The sequence below is a fragment of the Streptomyces sp. NPDC088732 genome, assembly GCF_044751205.1.
GTDB lineage: Bacteria > Actinomycetota > Actinomycetes > Streptomycetales > Streptomycetaceae > Actinacidiphila.
This window is the reverse complement of sequence record NZ_JBIVLI010000004.1, coordinates 22,163-40,998: the sequence shown is the minus strand read 5'-3', so window position 1 is coordinate 40,998 and position 18,836 is coordinate 22,163. Positions and strand designations below refer to the sequence as shown.

Sequence of the window (18,836 nt, the reverse complement as noted above, 5' to 3'; positions counted from 1 at the left end):
CCGGACGCTCAGCCCTTCTTCGCCTCGTAGGCGGCTATCGCCGCCTTGAACGCGTCGAAGGACGGCTTCTTCGATCCGTCGTAACGGCGCATCCCGTAGTAGAGGGCCCGGTCCTTCTTGTCCCCGGCGATCGCCCCGTCCTGGTCGGTGTACCAGAACATCGCGTCCACGTGCGGGTTCGCCACCGCCGCCGGGATAGTGTCCGTGGCGATCTCGGCCTGGCGGGCCTCGGTCACGTGCGTCGTGCCGGGGGGACTCACCTTGCCGTCCGACGCCGCACCGGGTCCGCTGGTCGGTGCTCCCGTCTCGGTCAGCCAGATGGGGACATCAGGGGTGCCGTACTGGGCGAGGATCCCCACCAGGTTGTCGCGGAAGCCGCTGATCCGCTCGAAGGCCGTTCCCCTGCCAGGTGTGGCGCTGGGCAGGGTGGGATAGTTGAACGGGTGGTAACCGACGGCGTCCACGTACTTGTTGCCGCCCAGCTTGCAGACAGCGGCCAAGAAGTCCGTCTGCGACATCCGGTGGGACTCGGCCTCGGTGTCGGCCACCGCCAGACCGCCCATGACCACGTACGCCTTGGAGTCCGCCGCACGCAGCGCCTGGCTCGTGGCCCGGAGCAGTGCCGTGTAGGCCTTCGGGTCGGGGGCCGGCCGCCAGAAGCCGATGTTCTCCTCGTTCCACACCTCCCAGGTGTGGATCCCCATCGCGGAGTACCGCTCGGCGGCCAGCTTGGCGAAGTCGGCGAAGATCTCGGGGTCGGCGGGTGCGCAGCTCTGGCCGGACGTACAGCCCGCCGCACGCGCCCACTTCGGGGTGTAGGCGAGCACAGGGAGCACCTTGAGACCGCGGGCCTCGGCGGCCTTGGCCACCCGGTCGAAGCGGTGCCACGAGTAGGTGTAGGGCGAGTCCGGCTGGATGTTGTTCCACGACAGGTCCATCCGGACCCAGGTGACGCCGACCGCGACCGCGTCGTCCAGACCCCGCGCGAGGTCCGCGTCCGACTTCCACGTCAGGGTGTCGCCGTACGAGATGCCCATCTTCACCTCGCGCACGCCGCCGGCCTCCGCCCCGGAAGGCGACGACGACGGCTTGCCGGTGACGGGCGGCGAGGCCGCAGGGCTTTTCGACGGCATGGACGCGGCGACGACGGTCGCGACCGCGGACACCACGAACGCCACAAGGGCGACGAGCAGGCGCTGCCGTCGACTGGGATCCTTCACCATGCGCACAGCGTAGGCCAACCATTCATCAGGTCCTCCCGCCCCGGGACGCGCCCGTCAGGCGGTGTAGTGCTCGCTCGGCACTCGTTCCCACTCCGCGTCGCTCACCTGGGACGACTGCGCCGGCCGCTGCGCGGTCATCAACGGCGTCGGTTCGGGCCGCGTGGAACGGTCGTACCACTGGGCCCGGGTGGCGGTGCGCAGCGCGTTGTCCCGGAGCCGGTGGCGGAACAGCTGCGACAGGTTGGCCACGCCGTCGGACAGCGCGTTGAGCTTCACCTGGCCACCGCGGGGCCGGTACTCGATGGGCACCTCCATACAGCGGAAGCCCTCCCGCACGGCGGCGTTCTTGATCTCCTGCGAGAAGCCCATACCGTCGGAAGTGACCTTGAGGGTCTCCCAGATGTAGCGGCGGAACACCCACATGCCGCTCTGGGAGTCATGTATCCCGCTCTTGAACAGCACGCGGCTGAGGAGGCTGAGGGCGTGGTTCGCGACGGTGTGGGAGGGCTTCATCGCCGCACGGTTCTCCCGGCCGAGCCGGTTGGTGTTGAGGAACTCGACCTGGTGCTCGTCGACGATCCTCAGCAGCCGGGGCAGGTCGTCGAAGGGGTAGGTGCAGTCGGCGTCACCGGTGGCGATCACGTCGCCGTACGCCGCGGCGATCCCGGCCTTGTAGGCGTTGCCGTAGCCGCGCAACGGCTGGTGGACGACCCGGGCTCCGTAGGACGCGGCTATCTCGGCGGTGCCGTCCGTGGAACCGTTGTCCGCTATGACCACCTCGACGCCCCAGCCCTCCGCGGCGAGTTCCTCGAGCGGGATCGTCCCGAAGACGTGCGGCAGGTTCTCGGCCTCGTTCAAGGCGGGAATGACGATGGACAGAGTGGACACGGCAGGCTCCCCCAGCTGGCAGTGTGCGCAGAGGCCAAGTCAAGACCCGGCTTCCGTGCTCTCCCACCCCCAGCCGGACCGTCCGATAGCACCAGACACTGTAGACGACGGTCAGCACAGCAGAATCACGGATACGCGATCGTAACCGAAAATCACATGTTCACCAACGGCTCTTAATCTTCCGGTTGTCGCCACTCCCCCCGTAAGTTCATTGCGAGCACCGGTATATGACGGTCCATCGGCGATGAATCCGCCGACGGTTCGGCCGAACACCCCCTGCTCCGTGCGGCATCCGCCGCCCGCGAACGCACCAGGGGCCCGCACCGCCGGCGGCGGTGCGGGCCCCTGAGGGGTGAACAGGCGTCAGCGGTGGTGCGTCGGCGAGACCGTGACCTCGACCCGCTGGAACTCCTTGAGCTCCGAGTAGCCCGTGGTGGCCATCGCCCGGCGCAGCGCGCCGAAGAAGTTCATCGAGCCGTCCGGCGCGTGCGAGGGGCCGAGCAGGATCTGCTCGGTGGTGCCGGCGGTGCCGAGGTTCATCCGCTTGCCGCGCGGCAGCTCCTCGTGGGTGGCCTCCATGCCCCAGTGGAAGCCGCGGCCGGGGGCGTCCGTGGCGCGCGCGAGCGGGGAGCCCATCATCACCGAGTCGGCGCCGCAGGCGATCGCCTTCGGCAGGTCGCCGCTGGAGCCGAAGCCGCCGTCCGCGATGACGTGCACGTAGCGTCCGCCGGACTCGTCCATGTAGTCCCGGCGGGCCGCCGCGACGTCCGCCACGGCGGTGGCCATCGGCACCTGGATGCCGAGCACGCTGCGCGTGGTGTGGGCGGCGCCGCCGCCGAACCCGACCAGGACGCCCGCGGCGCCGGTACGCATCAGGTGGAGCGCGGCGGTGTAGGTGGCGCAGCCGCCGACGATCACCGGGACGTCGAGCTCGTAGATGAACTGCTTGAGGTTGAGCGGCTCGTGCGAGCCGGAGACGTGCTCGGCGGAGACCGTCGTGCCGCGGATCACGAAGATGTCGACGCCTGCGTCGACGACGGCCTTGGAGAACTGCGCGGTGCGCTGCGGGGAGAGCGCGGCGGCGGTGACCACGCCGGCGTCGCGCACCTCCTTGATGCGCTGCCCGATCAGCTCCTCCTTGATCGGCGCCGCGTAGAGCTCCTGCATGCGCCGCGTCACGGAGGCGTCGTCCAGCTCGGCGATCTCGGCGAGCAGCGGCTCCGGGTCCTCGTAGCGGGTCCACAGGCCCTCGAGGTTGAGGACGCCGAGGCCGCCGAGGTTGCCGATGCGGATCGCGGTCTCCGGGGAGACCACCGAGTCCATCGGCGCCGCCAGGAACGGCAGCTCGAAGCGGTAGGCGTCGATCTGCCACGCGATCGAGACCTCCTTCGGGTCCCGCGTACGGCGGCTCGGGACGACGGCGATGTCGTCGAATGCGTACGCCCTGCGGCCGCGCTTGCCCCGCCCGATCTCGATCTCAGTCACTGTCGCTATGCCTTTCCTCGTGTCCTGCCCGACCAGTATCCCAGCCAGGGCAGGCGAAAGCCCGCGACCGTGGAAGGCCGCGGGCTCCGCCGTGTCCGCGCCGTACGCGCACCGCGCGCCGGTCGCGGATCAGCGACCGTGGTAGTTGGGCGCCTCGGTCGTCATCTGGATGTCGTGCGGGTGGCTCTCCTTGAGGCCGGCCGCGGTGATCCGCACGAAGCGGCCCTTCTCCTTCAGCTCCGGGATCGTGGCCGAGCCGACATAGCCCATGGAGGAGCGCAGACCGCCGATGAGCTGGTGGGCCACCGCGGCGAGCGGGCCGCGGTAGGGCACCTGGCCCTCGATGCCCTCGGGGACGAGCTTGTCCTCGGAGAGCACGTTGTCCTGGAAGTAGCGGTCCTTGGAGTACGACTTGGCCTGGCCGCGCGACTGCATCGCGCCGAGCGACCCCATGCCGCGGTACGACTTGAACTGCTTGCCGTTGATGAACATCAGCTCGCCCGGCGACTCCTCGCAGCCCGCGAGCAGGCTGCCCAGCATCACCGTGTCGGCGCCGGCGGCGATCGCCTTGGCGATGTCGCCGGAGTACTGCAGACCGCCGTCGCCGATCAGCGGCACACCCGCCGGGCCGGCGGCCAGCGAGGCCTCGTAGATCGCGGTGACCTGCGGGGCGCCCACGCCGGCGACCACGCGCGTGGTGCAGATGGAGCCGGGGCCGACACCGACCTTGATGCCGTCGGCGCCGGCGTCGATCAGCGCCTGGGCGCCGTCGCGGGTGGCGACGTTGCCGGCCACCACGTCGATCCTGATGTTGGCCTTGACCTTGGCGACCATGTCGAGGATGCCGCGGCTGTGGCCGTGGGCGCTGTCGATCACCAGGAAGTCGGCACCGGCCTCCACCAGCCGCTGGGCGCGCAGGAACGCCTCGTCGCCGACACCGACCGCCGCGCCGACCAGGAGGCGGCCCTCGGCGTCCTTGGCGGCGTTGGGGTACTTCTCCGCCTTGACGAAGTCCTTGACCGTGATGAGGCCCTTGAGCCGGCCCTCGTCGTCGACCAGCGGAAGCTTCTCGATCTTGTGCTTGCGCAGCAGCTCCATCGCCTCGATGCCGGAGATCCCGACCTTGCCGGTGACCAGCGGCATCGGCGTCATGACCTCGCGGACCTGGCGGGAGCGGTCGCTCTCGAAGGCCATGTCGCGGTTGGTGACGATGCCCAGCAGCTTGCCGGCGCCGTCGGTGACCGGGACACCGCTGATGCGGAACTTGCCGCAGAGCGCGTCGGCCTCGGCGAGGGTCGCGTCCGGGTGCACGGTGATGGGGTCGGTCACCATGCCGGACTCGGAGCGCTTGACCAGGTCGACCTGGTTGACCTGGTCGTCGACCGACAGATTGCGGTGCAGCACGCCCACGCCGCCCTGGCGGGCCATCGCGATGGCCATCCGGGCCTCGGTGACCTTGTCCATCGCGGCGGACAGCAGCGGGATGTTCACGCGGACGTTGCGGGTGACCCGGGAGCTGGTGTCGACCTGGTTCGGCACGACGTCCGAGGGCCCTGGGAGGAGGAGCACGTCGTCGTAGGTCAGTCCGAGCAGTCCGAACTTCTCGGCTACTCCGTCGGCGTTCAGCGTCATGACACCTTCCCCATGGTCTTGCCCAGCGAGATGTTCAATGCTAATGGCTCTCGCGGGAAACCTTTTCCGGTCCCGACCGCGGCCCGCGTGACAGGGATGCGCGCCGGGGACGGGAGCGAGGGGCTAGGCGCTCAGCCCGCGGGCTCCCGCGGCTTCCTCGGCGAGCGCGCGCAGCCGGGACAGCGCCCGGTGCTGCGCCACCCGGACGGCCCCCGGGGACATCCCGAGCACCTGTCCGGTCTCCTCGGCGGTGAGCCCGACGGCGACCCGCAGCAGCACCAGCTCCCGCTGGTGCTCCGGCAGATTCGCCAGCAGGCCCTTCGCCCATTCGGCGTCGCTGCTGAGCAGCGCCCGCTCCTCCGGCCCGAGCGAGTCGTCGGGCTGCTCGGGCATCTCGTCGGAGGGGACCGCCGTCGAGCCGGGGCCGCGCATGGCCGCCCGTTGCAGATCGGCGACCTTGTGCGCCGCGATGCCGAACACGAAGGCCTCGAAGGGCCGGCCCTGGTCGCGATAGCGCGGCAGCGCGCACAGCACCGCGAGGCACACCTCTTGGGCGAGGTCGTCCACGAAGTGGCGCGCGTCACCCGGCAGTCGCGACAGCCGGGTGCGGCAATAGCGTTCGGCGAGCGGGTGCACATGGGCGAGCAGGTCGTGGGTCGCCTGCTCGTCGCCCTCGACGGCTCGACGTACGAGAGCCCCTATGGCTGTCTCTGTGCCGGTGGCCTCGTCGCGCATCCATCCATAGTGCCTCGCCGAAGCGCGCTCTGTGGCCTCGGCGGGGTTGTTGTGCTCCGAAGCGTTATGCGAAGCGCCCTGCGGCGCGTTCCGAGGGACCGCACCGGCCGTAGTCATGTCGCGCACCCGCCGCCCCGCCCGCCCGTGTCCCCGAGAGTCCATGCCTCAAGCATGCGCCCTCGGAGCGGAAACCGGTACGAGCGGGGCAGCCCCGCAGCCGCCCCACAGTCCATCGGCCCCTCGCCGCTCAACTCGACGGCCTAGCGCACCAGGCCCCAGCGGAAGCCGAGCGCCACCGCGTGGGCCCGGTCCGAGGCGCCGAGTTTCTTGAACAGGCGTCGCGCGTGCGTCTTGACGGTGTCCTCGGACAGGAAGAGCTCGCGTCCGATCTCGGCGTTGGAGCGGCCGTGGCTCATGCCCTCCAGCACCTGGATCTCACGGGCGGTGAGTGTCGGCGCGGCGCCCATCTCGGCGGAGCGCAGCCGGCGCGGTGCGAGCCGCCAGGTCGGGTCGGCGAGGGCCTGGGTGACCGTGGCCCGCAGTTCGGCGCGCGAGGCGTCCTTGTGCAGGTATCCGCGGGCACCGGCGGCGACGGCGAGCGCCACCCCGTCCAGGTCCTCGGCGACCGTGAGCATGATGATGCGGGCCCCCGGATCGGCGGACAGCAGCCGCCGTACGGTCTCGACACCGCCGAGTCCGGGCATCCGGACGTCCATGAGAATGAGGTCCGAGCGGTCGGCGCCCCAGCGGCGGAGGACTTCCTCGCCGTTGGCCGCGGTCGTTACGCGCTCGACACCGGGCACGGTCGCGACCGCGCGGCGCAGCGCCTCTCGGGCGAGCGGGGAGTCGTCGCAGACGAGAACGGAAGTCATGACCGTCCTCCGCAGCTGATCCGCGTCACGTTGAGCCTCCAGGCTGTACGAATCGTCACTGGTGGGGTCGACGGCCCCGGGCACCTGCCCGATGCGTTCGGCCGCCAACCACTTCCGCACCTTCAACGACCCTCACTCGAAAGAGTTACGGAGTTTGCGGACGCTCTCCGGCACGGTGCGTGCCCGGCTCGCCACGCATCAGCAACACCGCAGGTCGTGACCGTGGGACCGGATACGGAACGAAGGACATCGGGCGCCCGGTTGCCGGACACCCACCCGCCGACCGGGGGGTCAATGTCAGATTTTGCCTGTTTGGCGGCTTTTTACCCGCATGGCGGGAGTTCGTTGGCGATTTTGTGATGAATCATATTTACATCTACTTGGACAGTAGATGTACCGTCGACATCACCTCCCGCAGAGCGTCTGGAGCGTCGCCTGGGAGGCAGTCCCGTGCAGCCCACCTCTCGAGGAGATGAGCAATGGCAGACTTCTCCCGCCTCCCGGGCCCCAACGCCGACCTCTGGGACTGGCAGCTGATCGCCGCGTGCCGTGGTGTGGACAGCTCGCTGTTCTTCCATCCGGAGGGAGAGCGCGGTGCGGCGCGGAGCGCGCGTGAAGCGGCCGCCAAGGAGGTGTGCATGCGCTGTCCTGTGCGCGCCGAGTGCGCGACCCACGCCCTGACGGTTCGCGAGCCCTACGGGGTCTGGGGCGGGCTCACCGAGGACGAGCGCGAGGAGATGATGGGCCGGTCCCGCAACCGGGTCATGAGCTCGCACGCCGCCGGCGGACACTGAACACCGGGCTTCACCCACTGAGGAAACGTTTCCCCCTCCCCGTACCGCGGGGAACCGGACCGGGCGCCCGAGCGGCGCCCTTGTCCTGACGGGCCCCTGGGCCCGCGGGCCGCTTGGAACCGCCGAACCGCAGCCGCACCCCCGCGTCACGGCCGCCCGCCGTGACGGGGCGACGCCGGCACCGCACATCCCCCATGGACTTCGGGCAGCTCTGGGCCCAGGCTGAGGAGCCATGGACCTCACCGGGGAATTCACGTTCGATGCCGGCATCACCTACCTGAACACCGCGTCGGCGGGCGTCGGCCCGCGCCGGGCCGCCGACGTACTGCGCACCGCCGTGGCCGCCTGGTCCGACGGCAGCGACGACTGGGTGCGCAACGAGGCCGTCCTGAACACCACCCGCGCCGCCTACGCCCGGCTGACCGGCGTGACGGCCGACCGGGTCGCCGTAGGCTCCTCCGTCAGCACCCACGTCGGGATGATCGCCGCGGGCCTTCCGGCGGGCGCCGAAGTCGTGCTCGCGGAGGGCGACTTCAGTTCCCTGGTCAACCCCTTCGCCTCCCGCCCCGACCTCGCTGTTCGCACCGTGCCCCTGGAGGGCGTGGCCGACGCCGTGCGCGCCACCACCGCGCTGGTCGCCGTCAGCGCGGTGCAGTCCGCGGACGGCCGCGTCGCCGACCTCGCCGCGGTCCGCGAGGCCGCCGACCGGCACGGCGCCCGCGTGCTGGTCGACGCCACGCAGGCGGTCGGCTGGCTGCCGCTGGCCGCCGGCGCCTACGACTACGTGGTGTGCGGCGGCTACAAGTGGCTGCTCGCCCCCCGCGGCGTCTCCTTCCTGACCGTGCGGGAAGGCGCCGAGGACGGCGTGTCCCCGCACTTCGCCGGGTGGTACGCGGCCGAGGACCCCTGGGACGACTGCTACGGACCGGTGGCCCGGCTCGCCCGCTCCGCGCGGCGCTTCGACGTCCTGCCCCCGTTCCTGCCGTACCTGGCCGGGGCGGCCTCCCTCGGGCTCATCGAGGAGGTGGGTGTCGGGACGATCGGCGCCCACGACATCGCGCTGGCCGAGCGCTTCCGGGCGGGACTGCGCGAACTCGGCCACAAGGCCGTGCCGCCGGGTGCGCACGACTCGGCGATCGTCGCCGTCCCGGGCCTGGGGGACGCGGCGGAACGACTGGCCGCGGCCGGCATCCGCCTCTCGGTCCGCGCCGGGAACCTGCGGGCGGCGTTCCACCTGTACAACACCGAGGCGGACGTGGACCTGCTGCTGCGCGTGCTCGCGCGCTGAGCGGCCGGAAAACGCGTCGCCATGCCACGGGCGGCCGCCGTACCGTCGCGGGATGAGAGTGCTCTCGGTCAACGTGGGACGTCCCCGGCCGAACCCCTGGAAGGACACGGGCGTCACGGGCATCGACAAGCGGCCCGTGACCGGTCCGGTGGCCGTGACCGCGCCGGGCCCCAAGGGCACCGGCGCGGTGGGCCTGGCCGGCGACCGGGCGTACGACATGCGCCACCACGGCGGCCCCGACCAGGCCGTCTACGCCTACGCCCGCGAGGACCTGGACGGCTGGCAGCGGGAGCTGGGCCGGGACCTGCGCGACGGCGTGTTCGGGGAGAACCTGACGACCCTCGGCGTGGACGTCAACGGTGCGCTGATCGGCGAACGTTGGCGGATCGGCGGCCCGGCGGGCGCGGTCCTGGAGGTGTCCTGCCCGCGCGTTCCCTGCGCCACCTTCCAGGGCTGGCTGGACGAGGCCGGCTGGCTCCGGCGGTTCACCCGCGCCGCGCTGCCGGGCGCCTACCTGCGGGTGGCCGAACCGGGCGGGATCCGCGCCGGCGACCCGGTGGAGGTCGTCCACCGTCCCCGCCACACGGTGACCGTCGCCCTGGTCTTCCGGGCGGTCACCCTGGAACCCCGGCTGCTCCCCGCCCTGTTGGCGGCGGACGCGCTCCCGGAGGAGATCCGCGCCGCGGCGCGCAGGCGCACACCGTCCCACTAGCCTTTCGGGGCATGACGACTTCACTCATCACGGGAGCCACCGCGGGCCTCGGCGCCGCCTTCGCCCGCCGGCTCGCGAGCGACGGCCACGCCCTCGTCCTCGTCGCACGCGACGAGCAGCGGCTGGAGGAACGCGCCGCCGAGCTGCGCCGCACCTACGCGGTGACCGTGGAGGTACTGCCCGCCGACCTGTCGACGGACAAGGGCATCGAGGCGGTGGAGACCCGGCTGGGCGACCGCGAGCGCCCGGTCGGCGTACTGGTCAACAACGCGGGCTTCGGCAACCGCGGTGCCTTCGGCGACGTGCCGATGGCCGAGGAGCTGACCATGCTCAAGGTGCACTGCGAGGCCGTGCTGCGGCTGACCGGCGCGGCGGCCGCGGCCATGAAGGAGCGCCGCCGCGGCTTCATCGTCAACGTGGCCTCGGTGGCGGCCTTCGTGCCGCGCGGCACGTACGGCGCGAGCAAGGCGTGGGTGGTCAGCTTCACCCGGGGCGCGGCCCGGGAACTGTCCGGCAGCGGGGTGCGGCTGATGGCGCTGTGCCCGGGCTTCATCCGCACCGAGTTCCACGAGCGGGCCGGCCTGGATACCGCGGGCATCCCCTCCTGGGCGTGGCTCGACGCCGACAAGGTGGTCGCCGCCGCCATCCGCGACCTGGCCCGCGGCCGCACGCTCAGCGTGCCCGACCCGCGCTACAAGGCCGCGGCGCTCGCCGCCAAGCTCGCCCCGAGCGGAGCCATGGGCTCGGTCTCCGCATCGGCGGGACGCCGCTTCGGTCCCCTCTACCCCCGGGACTGACGGGGGCCGCGAGGCTCACCGGGCAGGCCGAAGGCCCCCGTTCCCGCACCGGGAACGAGGGCCTTCGCGCGCACTCAGTGGGAGTGGCCGTGACCGTGGCCGTGACCGGCCTCGGCGGGCTCCTCCTCCTTCTTCTCCACCACGAGGGTCTCGGTGGTGAGAAGCAGGGAGGCGATGGAGGCGGCGTTCTCCAGGGCGGAGCGGGTGACCTTGACCGGGTCGATGACGCCGGCCTTCACCAGGTCGCCGTACTCGCCGGTCGCAGCGTTGAAGCCGTGGCCCTTCTCCAGCTCGGCGACCTTGGAGGTGATGACGTAGCCCTCCAGGCCGGCGTTCTCGGCGATCCAGCGCAGCGGCTCGACCGCGGCGCGGCGGACGACCGCGACACCGGTGGCCTCGTCGCCGGACTTGCCGAGGTTGTCCTCCAGCACCTTGACGGCGTGGACGAGCGCGGAGCCACCACCGGAGACGATGCCCTCCTCGACCGCGGCGCGGGTCGCGGAGATGGCGTCCTCCAGACGGTGCTTCTTCTCCTTGAGCTCGACCTCGGTGGCCGCGCCGACACGGATGACGCACACGCCGCCGGCCAGCTTGGCGAGGCGCTCCTGGAGCTTCTCGCGGTCCCAGTCGGAGTCCGTGGTGGTGATCTCGCCCTTGATCTGGTTGATCCGGCCCTCGATCTCCGAGGAGTCGCCCGAGCCGTCGACGACGGTGGTCTCGTCCTTGGTGACGGTCACGCGGCGGGCGTTGCCCAGCACGTCCAGGCCGACCTGGTCGAGCTTGAGGCCGACCTCCTCGGCGACGACGGTCGCGCCGGTGAGGGCGGCGATGTCGCCCAGCATGGCCTTGCGGCGGTCACCGAAGCCGGGGGCCTTGACCGCGACCGCGTTGAAGGTGCCGCGGATCTTGTTGACCACCAGGGTGGACAGGGCCTCGCCCTCGACGTCCTCGGCGATGATCAGCAGCGGCTTGGAGGCGCCCGCCTGCAGCACCTTCTCCAGCAGCGGGAGCAGGTCCTGGATGGAGGAGATCTTGCCCTGGGTGATGAGGATGTACGGGTCCTCCAGGACGGCTTCCTGGCGCTCCGGGTCCGTCACGAAGTACGGCGACAGGTAGCCCTTGTCGAAGGCCATGCCCTCGGTGAAGTCCAGCTCCAGACCGAAGGTGTTGGACTCCTCGACGGTGATGACACCGTCCTTGCCGACCTTGTCGATCGCCTCGGCGATCAGCTCGCCGACCTGCTTGTCCTGGGCGGACAGCGCGGCGACGGCGGCGACGTCGTCCTTGCCCTCGATCGGGCGGGCCGAGGCGAGCAGCTCGTCCGACACGGCCTTGACGGCGGCGTCGATGCCCTTCTTCAGGGAGGCCGGGGAGGCGCCGGCGGCGACGTTGCGCAGACCCTCGCGGACCAGCGCCTGGGCGAGCACGGTGGCGGTGGTGGTGCCGTCACCCGCGATGTCGTTGGTCTTGGTCGCCACCTCCTTCACCAGCTGCGCGCCGAGGTTCTCGTACGGGTCGTCGATCTCGACCTCACGGGCGATGGTCACGCCGTCGTTGGTGATGGTCGGGGCGCCGAACTTCTTGTCGATGACGACGTTGCGGCCCTTGGGGCCGATCGTCACCTTCACGGTGTCGGCGAGCTTGTTGACTCCACGCTCAAGGGCGCGACGGGCGTCCTCGTCGAACTTCAGGATCTTGGCCATACCGGCGGAATTCCTCGTCTTTGGGTTCTCGTCAAAGACCGCGCCCCGGGCCCCCGGTCCGTGCGTGGACTCGGTGTGCCCGGGGCGTGGTCACGGCATTTCTCGGTTACGAGCGGCGCCGGATTTACTTCTCGACGATCGCGAGGACGTCGCGAGCCGAGAGGACGAGGTACTCCTCGCCGCTGTACTTGACCTCGGTGCCGCCGTACTTGCTGTACAGCACGATGTCGCCGACCTTGACGTCGAGCGGGATGCGGTTGCCGTCCTCGAAGCGACCCGGACCGACGGCCAGGACGACGCCCTCCTGGGGCTTCTCCTTGGCGGTGTCCGGGATGACCAGGCCGGAGGCGGTGGTCTGCTCGGCATCCAGCGGCTGGACCACGATGCGGTCCTCGAGCGGCTTGATGGCAACCTTGGTGCTGGCGGTCGTCACGATCCGACCTCCCCCTTCAAAGGGCTCACGGGAGTGTCTGTCTGGGGTGGCGACCTGGTAGGCCCGTCGTCGCGGGTGCCGGACCTGCCCGTCGCTTTGTTGCTGGCACTCGACATGGCCGAGTGCCAGGTCTGAGATTATGACGCGCTTAGCACTCGGTCAAGCGGAGTGCCAACGCCGCGCCGTACGCGGTCGACCGGGACCGGGGCAGCCACCGCGGCGCGGGACAATGGACGACGTGGATCTCGACGCGTTCTCCGCCCTGCTGACCGACGAGGGGCAGCGCCTGCTGGCCGCCCTCCGCGACTACGACCCCGCGGACGAGATCGCCACCGCGACCCGGCTGCGGCGCGCGCACGACGCGGCCCTGGTCTCCGCGGCGCTCACCCAGGCGCGGCTGCGGCAGCGGGCCGAGGCGAAGTTCGGCGAGGACGCGTACGCGATGTACTTCACGCCCCACGGGGTGGAGCAGTCGACGCGGGCATCGGTGGCCCGGCACCGCGCGGAGCGCTTCGCGGCCCTCGGCGTGCGGCGGCTGGCCGACCTGTGCTGCGGGATCGGCGGCGACGCGATCCCGCTGGCGCGGGCCGGCGTGGACGTGCTGGCCGTCGACCGCGATCCGCTGACGTGCGCGGTGGCCCGGGCCAACGCGCGGGCGCTGGGGCTCGCGGAACGCATCGAGGTGCGCTGCGCCGACGTCACCGAGGTGGCGGCGGACGGCTTCGACGCGGTGTTCGTGGACCCCGCCCGGCGCGGCGGCCGCGGCAGGATCTTCGACCCCGAGGCGTACTCCCCGCCGCTGTCGTGGGCCGTCGCGGCAGCCCGAAAAGCGCCGCTGGCCGCGCTCAAGGTCGCGCCGGGCATCCCGCACGAGGCGGTGCCGCAGGACGCGGAGGCGGAGTGGGTCTCCGACCACGGCGACGTGAAGGAGGCCGTCCTCTGGTTCGGCACGGCCGCGGGTACCCGCCGGGCGACCCTGCTGCCCTCAGGCGCCTCCCTGCCCGCCGCGGGCCTCCCCGACCCCGCCGTCCGCCCGGTCGGGCGCTGGCTGTACGAGCCCGACGGCGCCGTCATCCGGGCCCACCTCGTCGCGGACGTCGCGGCGCAGGTCGGGGGCGGGCTCATCGACGCGACCATCGCGTACGTCACCTCCGACGAACCGCGCCCGACGCCCTGGGCGACCGCGTACGAGATCACCGACGTGCTGCCGTTCAGCCTCAAACGGCTCAAGGCGCTGCTGCGGGAACGGGAGGTGGGCGTGCTGACCGTCAAGAAGCGGGGCTCCGCGGTGGAACCGGAGGAGGTGCGCCGCAAGGTCCGGCCACAAGGGCCGAACGCGGCGACGGTGTTCCTGACCCGGGTCGCGGGTGCGCCGAGCATGCTGCTCGGCTCGCCTGTTACCCCGCCCTCCCTCCCGTGTGCCCCGTGAAGTCCGTTCGCCCCGACGCGCGTTGTACGGGGGCCGGGTCCGGGGCCTCCGGGGCTGCCATTCTGGACAGCACATTTAGGTGCCTCAGGCACCCGGCCTGATCACCCCGGGTCATGCACCCAAATATGCTCCAGTGTCCAGAACGCCACCCCTCCGACCCCGCCCCCTCCGTGAGTTGTCGCGCCTGATCCCCGGTGGGTGGTCTGAAGCGGCACCGTGCTCGGCGCCGCCGTCGGCGCAGCGCTGTCGATTGCGGGGGAACGGCCACCCGGCACCGCTGAGTACGGCCCGGCGGTCCGATCTGAACGCCTCCTGGGTGCGTCACCCGGCGGTCCTTGCGACGCTTCCTGGGGCGTTGGTGGGGCGGCGCGGTCTGAGGACCCTCAGGCGGCGATGCGCTGAAGGTGCGTTCCGGGGATGCGGCGCGGCCGCGCCGCGCCGACGGATGGCCTGAGCACGGTGCCGCTCCACACCCCCCACCGGGGATCAGGCGCATGACGAGACCTGAGGGGGCGGGGTCGGAGGGGTGGCGTTCTGGACACTGGAGCATATTTGGGTGCGTGACGGCGGTGCTCAGCGGAAAGCCCCTGAGGCACCTAAATGTGCTGTCCAGAATGGCAGCCTCGGAGGCCTCGAACCCGGCCCCCACACAACGCGCGTCGGGGCGCCCTGACTTCACAGGGCACACGGGCGGGAGGGCGGGGAAAAAACCTGACCGGACGCGAAGCGTCAGGGCACGGGCTCGAAGCGCCAGCGGTGGACACCCCGCCGGCACAGCGCCAGCGGCGGATCCGGCAGTTCGGGGAGTTCCGCGTCGTACGCGGCGTCCCACCAGGTGATGACCAGCACCCGGTCCTGGGGGGCCGAGAAGGTCTCCCGGCGCAGCGGGGCGGGCGTCAGCGTCCGGGCGCGGACCCACGCGAGGAGTTCGGGCCCGCGGCCCTCCGCGGCGCGGGCCTCCCACATCAGGGCGACGGTCATGAAGAGTAGAGGTTGTCCTTGCTGAGCTCGTGCACGTGGTCGTGGTCGTGGGTGTGGGTGTGGCCCGGCACGGACACGTCGGTGACCAGCAGCGAGGAGTCGGCAGGGAGGTCCCACGTCGAGGACGGGCGGTTGCGGGCGACCATCTCCGCGCCGAGTGCCGCCACCATCGCGCCGTTGTCGGTGCACAGCTTGGGCCGGGGCACGCGCAGCACGATGCCCGCGTCGTCGCAGCGTTCCTGGGCCAGTGAGCGCAGCCGGCTGTTGGCGGCGACACCGCCGCCGATCATGAGGTGGTCGACGCCGTTGTCCTTGCAGGCGCGGATCGCCTTGCGGGTCAGCACGTCGGCCACGGCCTCCTGGAAGGAGGCGGCGACGTCGGCGACGGGCACGTTCTCGCCCTCGCGGCGCTTGGACTCGATCCAGCGGGCCACGGCCGTCTTCAGCCCGGAGAAGGAGAAGTCGTACAGCGGGTCCCGCCCGCCCGTGAGGCCGCGGGGGAAGCGGATCGCGGCCCGGTCGCCCTCGCGCGCGACGCGGTCGATGGCGGGGCCGCCGGGGAAGCCGAGGCCGAGCACGCGGGCGACCTTGTCGAAGGCCTCGCCCGCCGCGTCGTCGATGGTCGCGCCGAGCGGACGGACGTCGCCGGTGATGTCGGGGGCCAGCAGCAGCGAGGAGTGCCCGCCGGAGACCAGCAGCGCCATCGTGGGCTCGGGCAGGGCGCCGTGCTCCAGCTGGTCGACGCAGATGTGGGAGGCCAGGTGGTTCACGCCGTACAGCGGCTTGCCGAGGGCGTAGGCGTACACCTTGGCGGCCGAGACGCCGACCAGCAGCGCGCCCGCAAGGCCGGGTCCGGCGGTGACGGCGATGCCGTCCAGGTCGGAGGCGGCGACGCCGGCCTCCTTCAGCGCGCGCCGGATGGTGGGGACCATCGCCTCCAGGTGGGCGCGGCTGGCGACCTCGGGGACGACGCCGCCGAATCGGGCGTGCTCGTCCACGCTGGACGCGACCGCGTCGGCCAGCAGCGTGTGTCCGCGCACGATGCCGACACCGGTCTCGTCGCAGGACGTCTCGATGCCGAGGACAAGGGGCTCGTCAGCCATGGGTCGTCTCAGTTCCTTGTAGACCTGGTGCTTCTCGTGTGTCCGCCGTCAGATCGCCGAGCCGCATGACCAGGGCGTCGACGTTGCCGGGCTGGTAGTAGCCGCGCCGGAATCCGATGGGCTCGAAGCCGAAGCGCTCGTAGAGCCGCTGGGCGCGGATGTTGTCGACCCGCACCTCCAGCAGCACCTCGTGGCACTCGAACGACGTGGCCTGGTGGAGCAGTTCGCGCAGCAGGCGGGCGCCGAGGCCGGTGCCCCACTGGTCGCGGGCGGCGGCGATGGTCTGTACGTCGCCGGTGCCGGCCACGGCGGCCAGACCGGCGTAGCCCACCAGGCGCCCGTCCTTCTCGGCGACGACGTAGTGCCGGGTCGCGGCCGGGTGCCGGGCGTCGGCGAGTTCGGACCAGAACATGCCGCGCGACCAGGCGTCGTCGGGGAAGAGCAGGTGCTCCAGCTCCATCACCGGCTCCAGGTCCCACCAGCGCATCTCGCGCAGGACGGCGGTCACTGCGGCAGGACCGCCTTGTAACCGGCCGGCACCTGCGCGTCGGGGCGGCGCAGGTAGAGCGGAAGCGGGGGGAGGAAGTCCTCGCCCTCGGCCAGCTTCGCCGCGGCGAGCGCGGCGAGCGCGCCGGCGGACTGGTCGGCGGGCGGGCGGACGTCGGTGAAGACGCCCGGGTACAGCGCGGCGCCCGCGCCCACCGCGGGCAGGCCCGCGACGTGCTCGGCGATCTCGGCCGGGTGGTCCACCGCCGGGTCGCCGACGCGGCCGCGCGGGCCCTCGTAGCGGGCCCAGTAGACCTCCTTGCGGCGGGCGTCGGTGGCCACGACGAAGGGGCCGTCGATCCCGGCGGCGTAGGCGAGGCCGTCCAGCGTGCACAGTCCGTGCACGGGCACCCCGAGGACGTCCCCGAAGGCGGCGGCGGTCACCAGGCCCACGCGCAGACCCGTGTAGGGACCGGGGCCGACGCCGACCACCAGTCCGGTCAGGTCGGCCGGTTCGGCGCCGGCCTCGCGCAGCACGCGGTCCACGGCGGGCATCAGCAGCTCGCCGTGCCGGCGCGCGTCGATCTCCGTCGACTCGGCGAGCACGCGCCGCCCGTCGTGCAGGGCGACGGTCACGGCGGGGGTGGCGGTGTCGAAGGCAAGCAGCAGCACGCGTTCAGCCTACGGCGTTCACCGGGGCGGCCCTGCCGCCACCGGGGTCCCCGCCGGTACGGGGGCGGCGCTCGGGTCCCGCCCGCACCGGCTGCTAACGTCAACCTGAGTCTGACGCCCCACTTCCGGAGGACCCCGTGGCAAGGATCGGTTCAGGGACGATCGTGGCCGGACTGACCGCAGCCGCCCTGGCCGCCGTCGGCGTGCTCGCCGTCCAGGCCTCCAGCTCCGCCACGGAGGTGACCGCGGGCGGCGCGGCGGTGTCCACGGACGACGGCACTTCGCCCTCCGGCACCACGTCCCCCTCCGCGGGCAAGAAGCTCCTGCTGCCCGCCGCCTCGGGCAGCGGCCGCCGCGTGGTGTACTCGCTGCGCCAGGACCGCGTCTGGCTGGTGGGCGACGCGGGCACGGTGAGCCGCACCTACGTCGTCGTGCCGGGCACGGTGGACCCGGACCCGGGGACGTACGACGTGACGACGCGCAGTGCCAGCGGCACCGGCGGCGACGGGGTCCCGATCGAGCACGTGGTGCGTTTCGCGTCGGTGGACAACGTGATCGTCGGCTTCAGCGCCGCCCGTGACGGGTCGCTGCCCAAGCCGGACCCCTCGCAGCAGACCGGCGGTATCCGCGAGAAGCGCCCGGACGGCGTGGCCCTGTGGAAGTTCGCCACGATCGACACCAAGGTCGTGGTCGTCCGCTGAGCAGGCCGCTCACGCCGGCGCCAAGGAATCACCCGACCGAGTGAACGGCTCAGGCCGCGTCCGCCTCGGGTGCTGTCCCGTCGGGGGTCCGCGGGTCCGGGACGTCGGGCTCCGCCGGCTGCTCCGGCGGCGTAGGGGGCGTACTGACCGCGTTCGCCGCGGCACACGCGGCGAGCAGTGCCTCCACCGAGTAGCCCGGCTCCGGCTCCGGCACCTTGTGGGCCGACATGGTTGCCTCCTGGGGCGGGGGGCGGTGTGGTCCGAGGGGCTGGAGGTTAGGCAGCCCTAACTTCTCCTCGCACCTCCAGAAGAACACGTGACCCGTGCCCGGCGCAACATCTTCCCGACAGCTTGTCGGAACGGTTACGCGCCCAGCGCCACCAGGTCCTCCCCGGCCCAGCGGGCGCCGACCCCGGTGACGACCACCTCGCGCACGTCGTGGTCCTCCTGCCCGTTCCCGGACGCGATCTCGCCCACGGCACGGTGGATCACCAGCTGGAGGCGGTCCTCGGACAGCTCCTCGACCTTGCCCTCGCCCCATTCGACGACCACGACCGACTCCGGGAGCGAGACGTCCAGGTCCAGGTCCTCCATCTCGTCCAGACCGCCGGCGAGCCGGTACGCGTCGACGTGCACCAGAGGCGGACCGCCGGTCAGCGACGGATGGACCCGCGCGATCACGAAGGTCGGCGACGTCACCGCGCCGCGCACGCCCATGGCCTCGCCCAGGCCGCGGGTCAGTGTCGTCTTGCCCGCGCCCAGGTCCCCGCTGAGCAGGACGAGATCACCCGCCCGCAGCAGCGGTGCGAGGCGCTGCCCCAGCTCCCGCATCTGCTCGGGGGTCCTGACGACGACCCGGATCGCTTCCCTGCCGATGGCTTCCATGCCCATGGGCCCGAATG

The 18,836-nt window shown here is 71.9% G+C and carries 20 protein-coding genes; 6 read left to right on the top strand and 14 right to left on the bottom strand.

Going from position 1 to position 18,836, the window contains the following annotated elements; translation table 11 throughout:
* Positions 1-8: 8 nt before the first annotated feature.
* From ACIP9H_RS08090 to ACIP9H_RS08065, 6 genes are all read right to left on the bottom strand, one after another.
* The gene (locus ACIP9H_RS08090; RefSeq protein ID WP_401595103.1) at positions 9-1,223 is read right to left on the bottom strand and encodes a cellulase family glycosylhydrolase; all 1,215 of its coding nucleotides are present in this window, start codon (positions 1,221-1,223) and stop codon (positions 9-11) included.
* A 54-nt stretch (positions 1,224-1,277) separates the two neighbouring features.
* Positions 1,278-2,111: a glycosyltransferase family 2 protein gene (locus ACIP9H_RS08085; RefSeq protein ID WP_401595106.1), complete on the bottom strand. Its 834-nt coding sequence runs from the start codon at positions 2,109-2,111 to the stop codon at positions 1,278-1,280.
* A gap of 363 nt (positions 2,112-2,474) precedes the next feature.
* The gene (locus ACIP9H_RS08080) at positions 2,475-3,596 is read right to left on the bottom strand and encodes a GuaB3 family IMP dehydrogenase-related protein (RefSeq protein ID WP_360902374.1); all 1,122 of its coding nucleotides are present in this window, start codon (positions 3,594-3,596) and stop codon (positions 2,475-2,477) included.
* A gap of 129 nt (positions 3,597-3,725) precedes the next feature.
* Entirely contained in the window at positions 3,726-5,228 is a 1,503-nt protein-coding gene (gene guaB, locus ACIP9H_RS08075; protein ID WP_401595109.1) for an IMP dehydrogenase, read from the bottom strand.
* Positions 5,229-5,351: 123 nt separating this feature from the next.
* Positions 5,352-5,963 (bottom strand): sigma-70 family RNA polymerase sigma factor, encoded by a 612-nt coding sequence (locus ACIP9H_RS08070; protein WP_360902380.1) that lies wholly within the window; start codon positions 5,961-5,963, stop codon positions 5,352-5,354.
* 260 nt (positions 5,964-6,223) lie between these two features.
* The gene (locus ACIP9H_RS08065; protein WP_003948568.1) at positions 6,224-6,835 is read right to left on the bottom strand and encodes a response regulator transcription factor; all 612 of its coding nucleotides are present in this window, start codon (positions 6,833-6,835) and stop codon (positions 6,224-6,226) included.
* Between the two features lie 479 nt (positions 6,836-7,314).
* Here ACIP9H_RS08065 and ACIP9H_RS08060 point away from each other — a divergent pair, with 479 nt between their 5' ends.
* The 4 genes from ACIP9H_RS08060 (at position 7,315) to ACIP9H_RS08045 (ending at position 10,426) form a co-directional block, all read left to right on the top strand.
* On the top strand, positions 7,315-7,629 hold the full coding sequence (locus ACIP9H_RS08060) for a WhiB family transcriptional regulator (protein WP_360902383.1): 315 nt from the start codon (positions 7,315-7,317) through the stop codon (positions 7,627-7,629).
* A 232-nt stretch (positions 7,630-7,861) separates the two neighbouring features.
* Entirely contained in the window at positions 7,862-8,917 is a 1,056-nt protein-coding gene (locus ACIP9H_RS08055) for an aminotransferase class V-fold PLP-dependent enzyme (protein ID WP_401958218.1), read from the top strand.
* Between the two features lie 52 nt (positions 8,918-8,969).
* Positions 8,970-9,629, top strand: a complete 660-nt coding sequence (locus ACIP9H_RS08050; protein WP_401595117.1) for an MOSC domain-containing protein — start codon at positions 8,970-8,972, stop codon at positions 9,627-9,629.
* A gap of 11 nt (positions 9,630-9,640) precedes the next feature.
* Positions 9,641-10,426 carry an SDR family NAD(P)-dependent oxidoreductase gene (locus tag ACIP9H_RS08045; protein ID WP_401595120.1) on the top strand — a complete coding sequence of 262 codons (786 nt, stop codon included), beginning with the start codon at positions 9,641-9,643 and terminating at the stop codon, positions 10,424-10,426.
* A 74-nt stretch (positions 10,427-10,500) separates the two neighbouring features.
* On the opposite strand, the gene groL is transcribed toward ACIP9H_RS08045, so the two are convergent.
* Both groL and groES read right to left on the bottom strand, forming a co-directional pair.
* Complete coding sequence (gene groL / locus ACIP9H_RS08040; RefSeq protein WP_401595122.1) at positions 10,501-12,129, bottom strand: chaperonin GroEL; 1,629 nt, start codon at positions 12,127-12,129, stop codon at positions 10,501-10,503.
* Positions 12,130-12,253: 124 nt separating this feature from the next.
* Positions 12,254-12,562, bottom strand: a complete 309-nt coding sequence (groES, locus tag ACIP9H_RS08035) for a co-chaperone GroES (RefSeq protein ID WP_018562788.1) — start codon at positions 12,560-12,562, stop codon at positions 12,254-12,256.
* A gap of 229 nt (positions 12,563-12,791) precedes the next feature.
* Here groES and ACIP9H_RS08030 point away from each other — a divergent pair, with 229 nt between their 5' ends.
* Positions 12,792-13,991, top strand: coding sequence for a methyltransferase domain-containing protein (locus tag ACIP9H_RS08030; RefSeq protein ID WP_401958214.1), 1,200 nt, complete (start codon positions 12,792-12,794; stop codon positions 13,989-13,991).
* Positions 13,992-14,720: 729 nt separating this feature from the next.
* On the opposite strand, the gene ACIP9H_RS08025 is transcribed toward ACIP9H_RS08030, so the two are convergent.
* From ACIP9H_RS08025 to tsaB, 4 genes are read right to left on the bottom strand one after another with little or no spacing between them, the layout of a single operon-like run.
* The gene (locus tag ACIP9H_RS08025; protein WP_401958211.1) at positions 14,721-14,972 is read right to left on the bottom strand and encodes a hypothetical protein; all 252 of its coding nucleotides are present in this window, start codon (positions 14,970-14,972) and stop codon (positions 14,721-14,723) included.
* Positions 14,969-16,075: a tRNA (adenosine(37)-N6)-threonylcarbamoyltransferase complex transferase subunit TsaD gene (gene tsaD, locus ACIP9H_RS08020; RefSeq protein ID WP_401958208.1), complete on the bottom strand. Its 1,107-nt coding sequence runs from the start codon at positions 16,073-16,075 to the stop codon at positions 14,969-14,971. Before tsaD ends, ACIP9H_RS08025 begins: the two co-directional genes overlap by 4 nt.
* A complete protein-coding gene (rimI, locus tag ACIP9H_RS08015; RefSeq protein ID WP_360902952.1) occupies positions 16,068-16,562 on the bottom strand; it encodes a ribosomal protein S18-alanine N-acetyltransferase in 495 nt (164 codons plus the stop codon). Before rimI ends, tsaD begins: the two co-directional genes overlap by 8 nt.
* A 17-nt stretch (positions 16,563-16,579) precedes the next feature.
* On the bottom strand, positions 16,580-17,233 hold the full coding sequence (gene tsaB, locus ACIP9H_RS08010; protein WP_401958205.1) for a tRNA (adenosine(37)-N6)-threonylcarbamoyltransferase complex dimerization subunit type 1 TsaB: 654 nt from the start codon (positions 17,231-17,233) through the stop codon (positions 16,580-16,582).
* 137 nt (positions 17,234-17,370) lie between these two features.
* Here tsaB and ACIP9H_RS08005 point away from each other — a divergent pair, with 137 nt between their 5' ends.
* Positions 17,371-17,934, top strand: a complete 564-nt coding sequence (locus ACIP9H_RS08005) for a hypothetical protein (protein WP_401595136.1) — start codon at positions 17,371-17,373, stop codon at positions 17,932-17,934.
* A 49-nt stretch (positions 17,935-17,983) separates the two neighbouring features.
* Here the strand turns inward: ACIP9H_RS08005 and ACIP9H_RS08000 are convergent, their stop codons facing one another.
* On the bottom strand, positions 17,984-18,163 hold the full coding sequence (locus ACIP9H_RS08000; RefSeq protein WP_401958202.1) for a hypothetical protein: 180 nt from the start codon (positions 18,161-18,163) through the stop codon (positions 17,984-17,986).
* Positions 18,164-18,297: 134 nt separating this feature from the next.
* Positions 18,298-18,825 (bottom strand): tRNA (adenosine(37)-N6)-threonylcarbamoyltransferase complex ATPase subunit type 1 TsaE, encoded by a 528-nt coding sequence (gene tsaE, locus ACIP9H_RS07995; RefSeq protein WP_401595140.1) that lies wholly within the window; start codon positions 18,823-18,825, stop codon positions 18,298-18,300.
* Positions 18,826-18,836: the final 11 nt, after the last annotated feature.

What these genes read in the sequence shown, in the direction of transcription:
- ACIP9H_RS08090 (WP_401595103.1), bottom strand. Translation starts at nt 1,223, where the DNA reads ATGGTGAAGGATCCCAGTCGACGGCAGCGCCTGCTCGTCGCCCTTGTG.
- guaB (WP_401595109.1), bottom strand. Translation starts at nt 5,228, where the DNA reads ATGACGCTGAACGCCGACGGAGTAGCCGAGAAGTTCGGACTGCTCGGA.
- ACIP9H_RS08070 (WP_360902380.1), bottom strand. Translation starts at nt 5,963, where the DNA reads ATGCGCGACGAGGCCACCGGCACAGAGACAGCCATAGGGGCTCTCGTA.
- ACIP9H_RS08065 (WP_003948568.1), bottom strand. Translation starts at nt 6,835, where the DNA reads ATGACTTCCGTTCTCGTCTGCGACGACTCCCCGCTCGCCCGAGAGGCG.
- ACIP9H_RS08060 (WP_360902383.1), top strand. Translation starts at nt 7,315, where the DNA reads ATGGCAGACTTCTCCCGCCTCCCGGGCCCCAACGCCGACCTCTGGGAC.
- ACIP9H_RS08055 (WP_401958218.1), top strand. Translation starts at nt 7,862, where the DNA reads ATGGACCTCACCGGGGAATTCACGTTCGATGCCGGCATCACCTACCTG.
- ACIP9H_RS08050 (WP_401595117.1), top strand. Translation starts at nt 8,970, where the DNA reads ATGAGAGTGCTCTCGGTCAACGTGGGACGTCCCCGGCCGAACCCCTGG.
- ACIP9H_RS08045 (WP_401595120.1), top strand. Translation starts at nt 9,641, where the DNA reads ATGACGACTTCACTCATCACGGGAGCCACCGCGGGCCTCGGCGCCGCC.
- groL (WP_401595122.1), bottom strand. Translation starts at nt 12,129, where the DNA reads ATGGCCAAGATCCTGAAGTTCGACGAGGACGCCCGTCGCGCCCTTGAG.
- ACIP9H_RS08030 (WP_401958214.1), top strand. Translation starts at nt 12,792, where the DNA reads ATGGACGACGTGGATCTCGACGCGTTCTCCGCCCTGCTGACCGACGAG.
- ACIP9H_RS08025 (WP_401958211.1), bottom strand. Translation starts at nt 14,972, where the DNA reads ATGACCGTCGCCCTGATGTGGGAGGCCCGCGCCGCGGAGGGCCGCGGG.
- tsaD (WP_401958208.1), bottom strand. Translation starts at nt 16,075, where the DNA reads ATGGCTGACGAGCCCCTTGTCCTCGGCATCGAGACGTCCTGCGACGAG.
- rimI (WP_360902952.1), bottom strand. Translation starts at nt 16,562, where the DNA reads ATGCGCTGGTGGGACCTGGAGCCGGTGATGGAGCTGGAGCACCTGCTC.
- ACIP9H_RS08000 (WP_401958202.1), bottom strand. Translation starts at nt 18,163, where the DNA reads ATGTCGGCCCACAAGGTGCCGGAGCCGGAGCCGGGCTACTCGGTGGAG.
- tsaE (WP_401595140.1), bottom strand. Translation starts at nt 18,825, where the DNA reads ATGGGCATGGAAGCCATCGGCAGGGAAGCGATCCGGGTCGTCGTCAGG.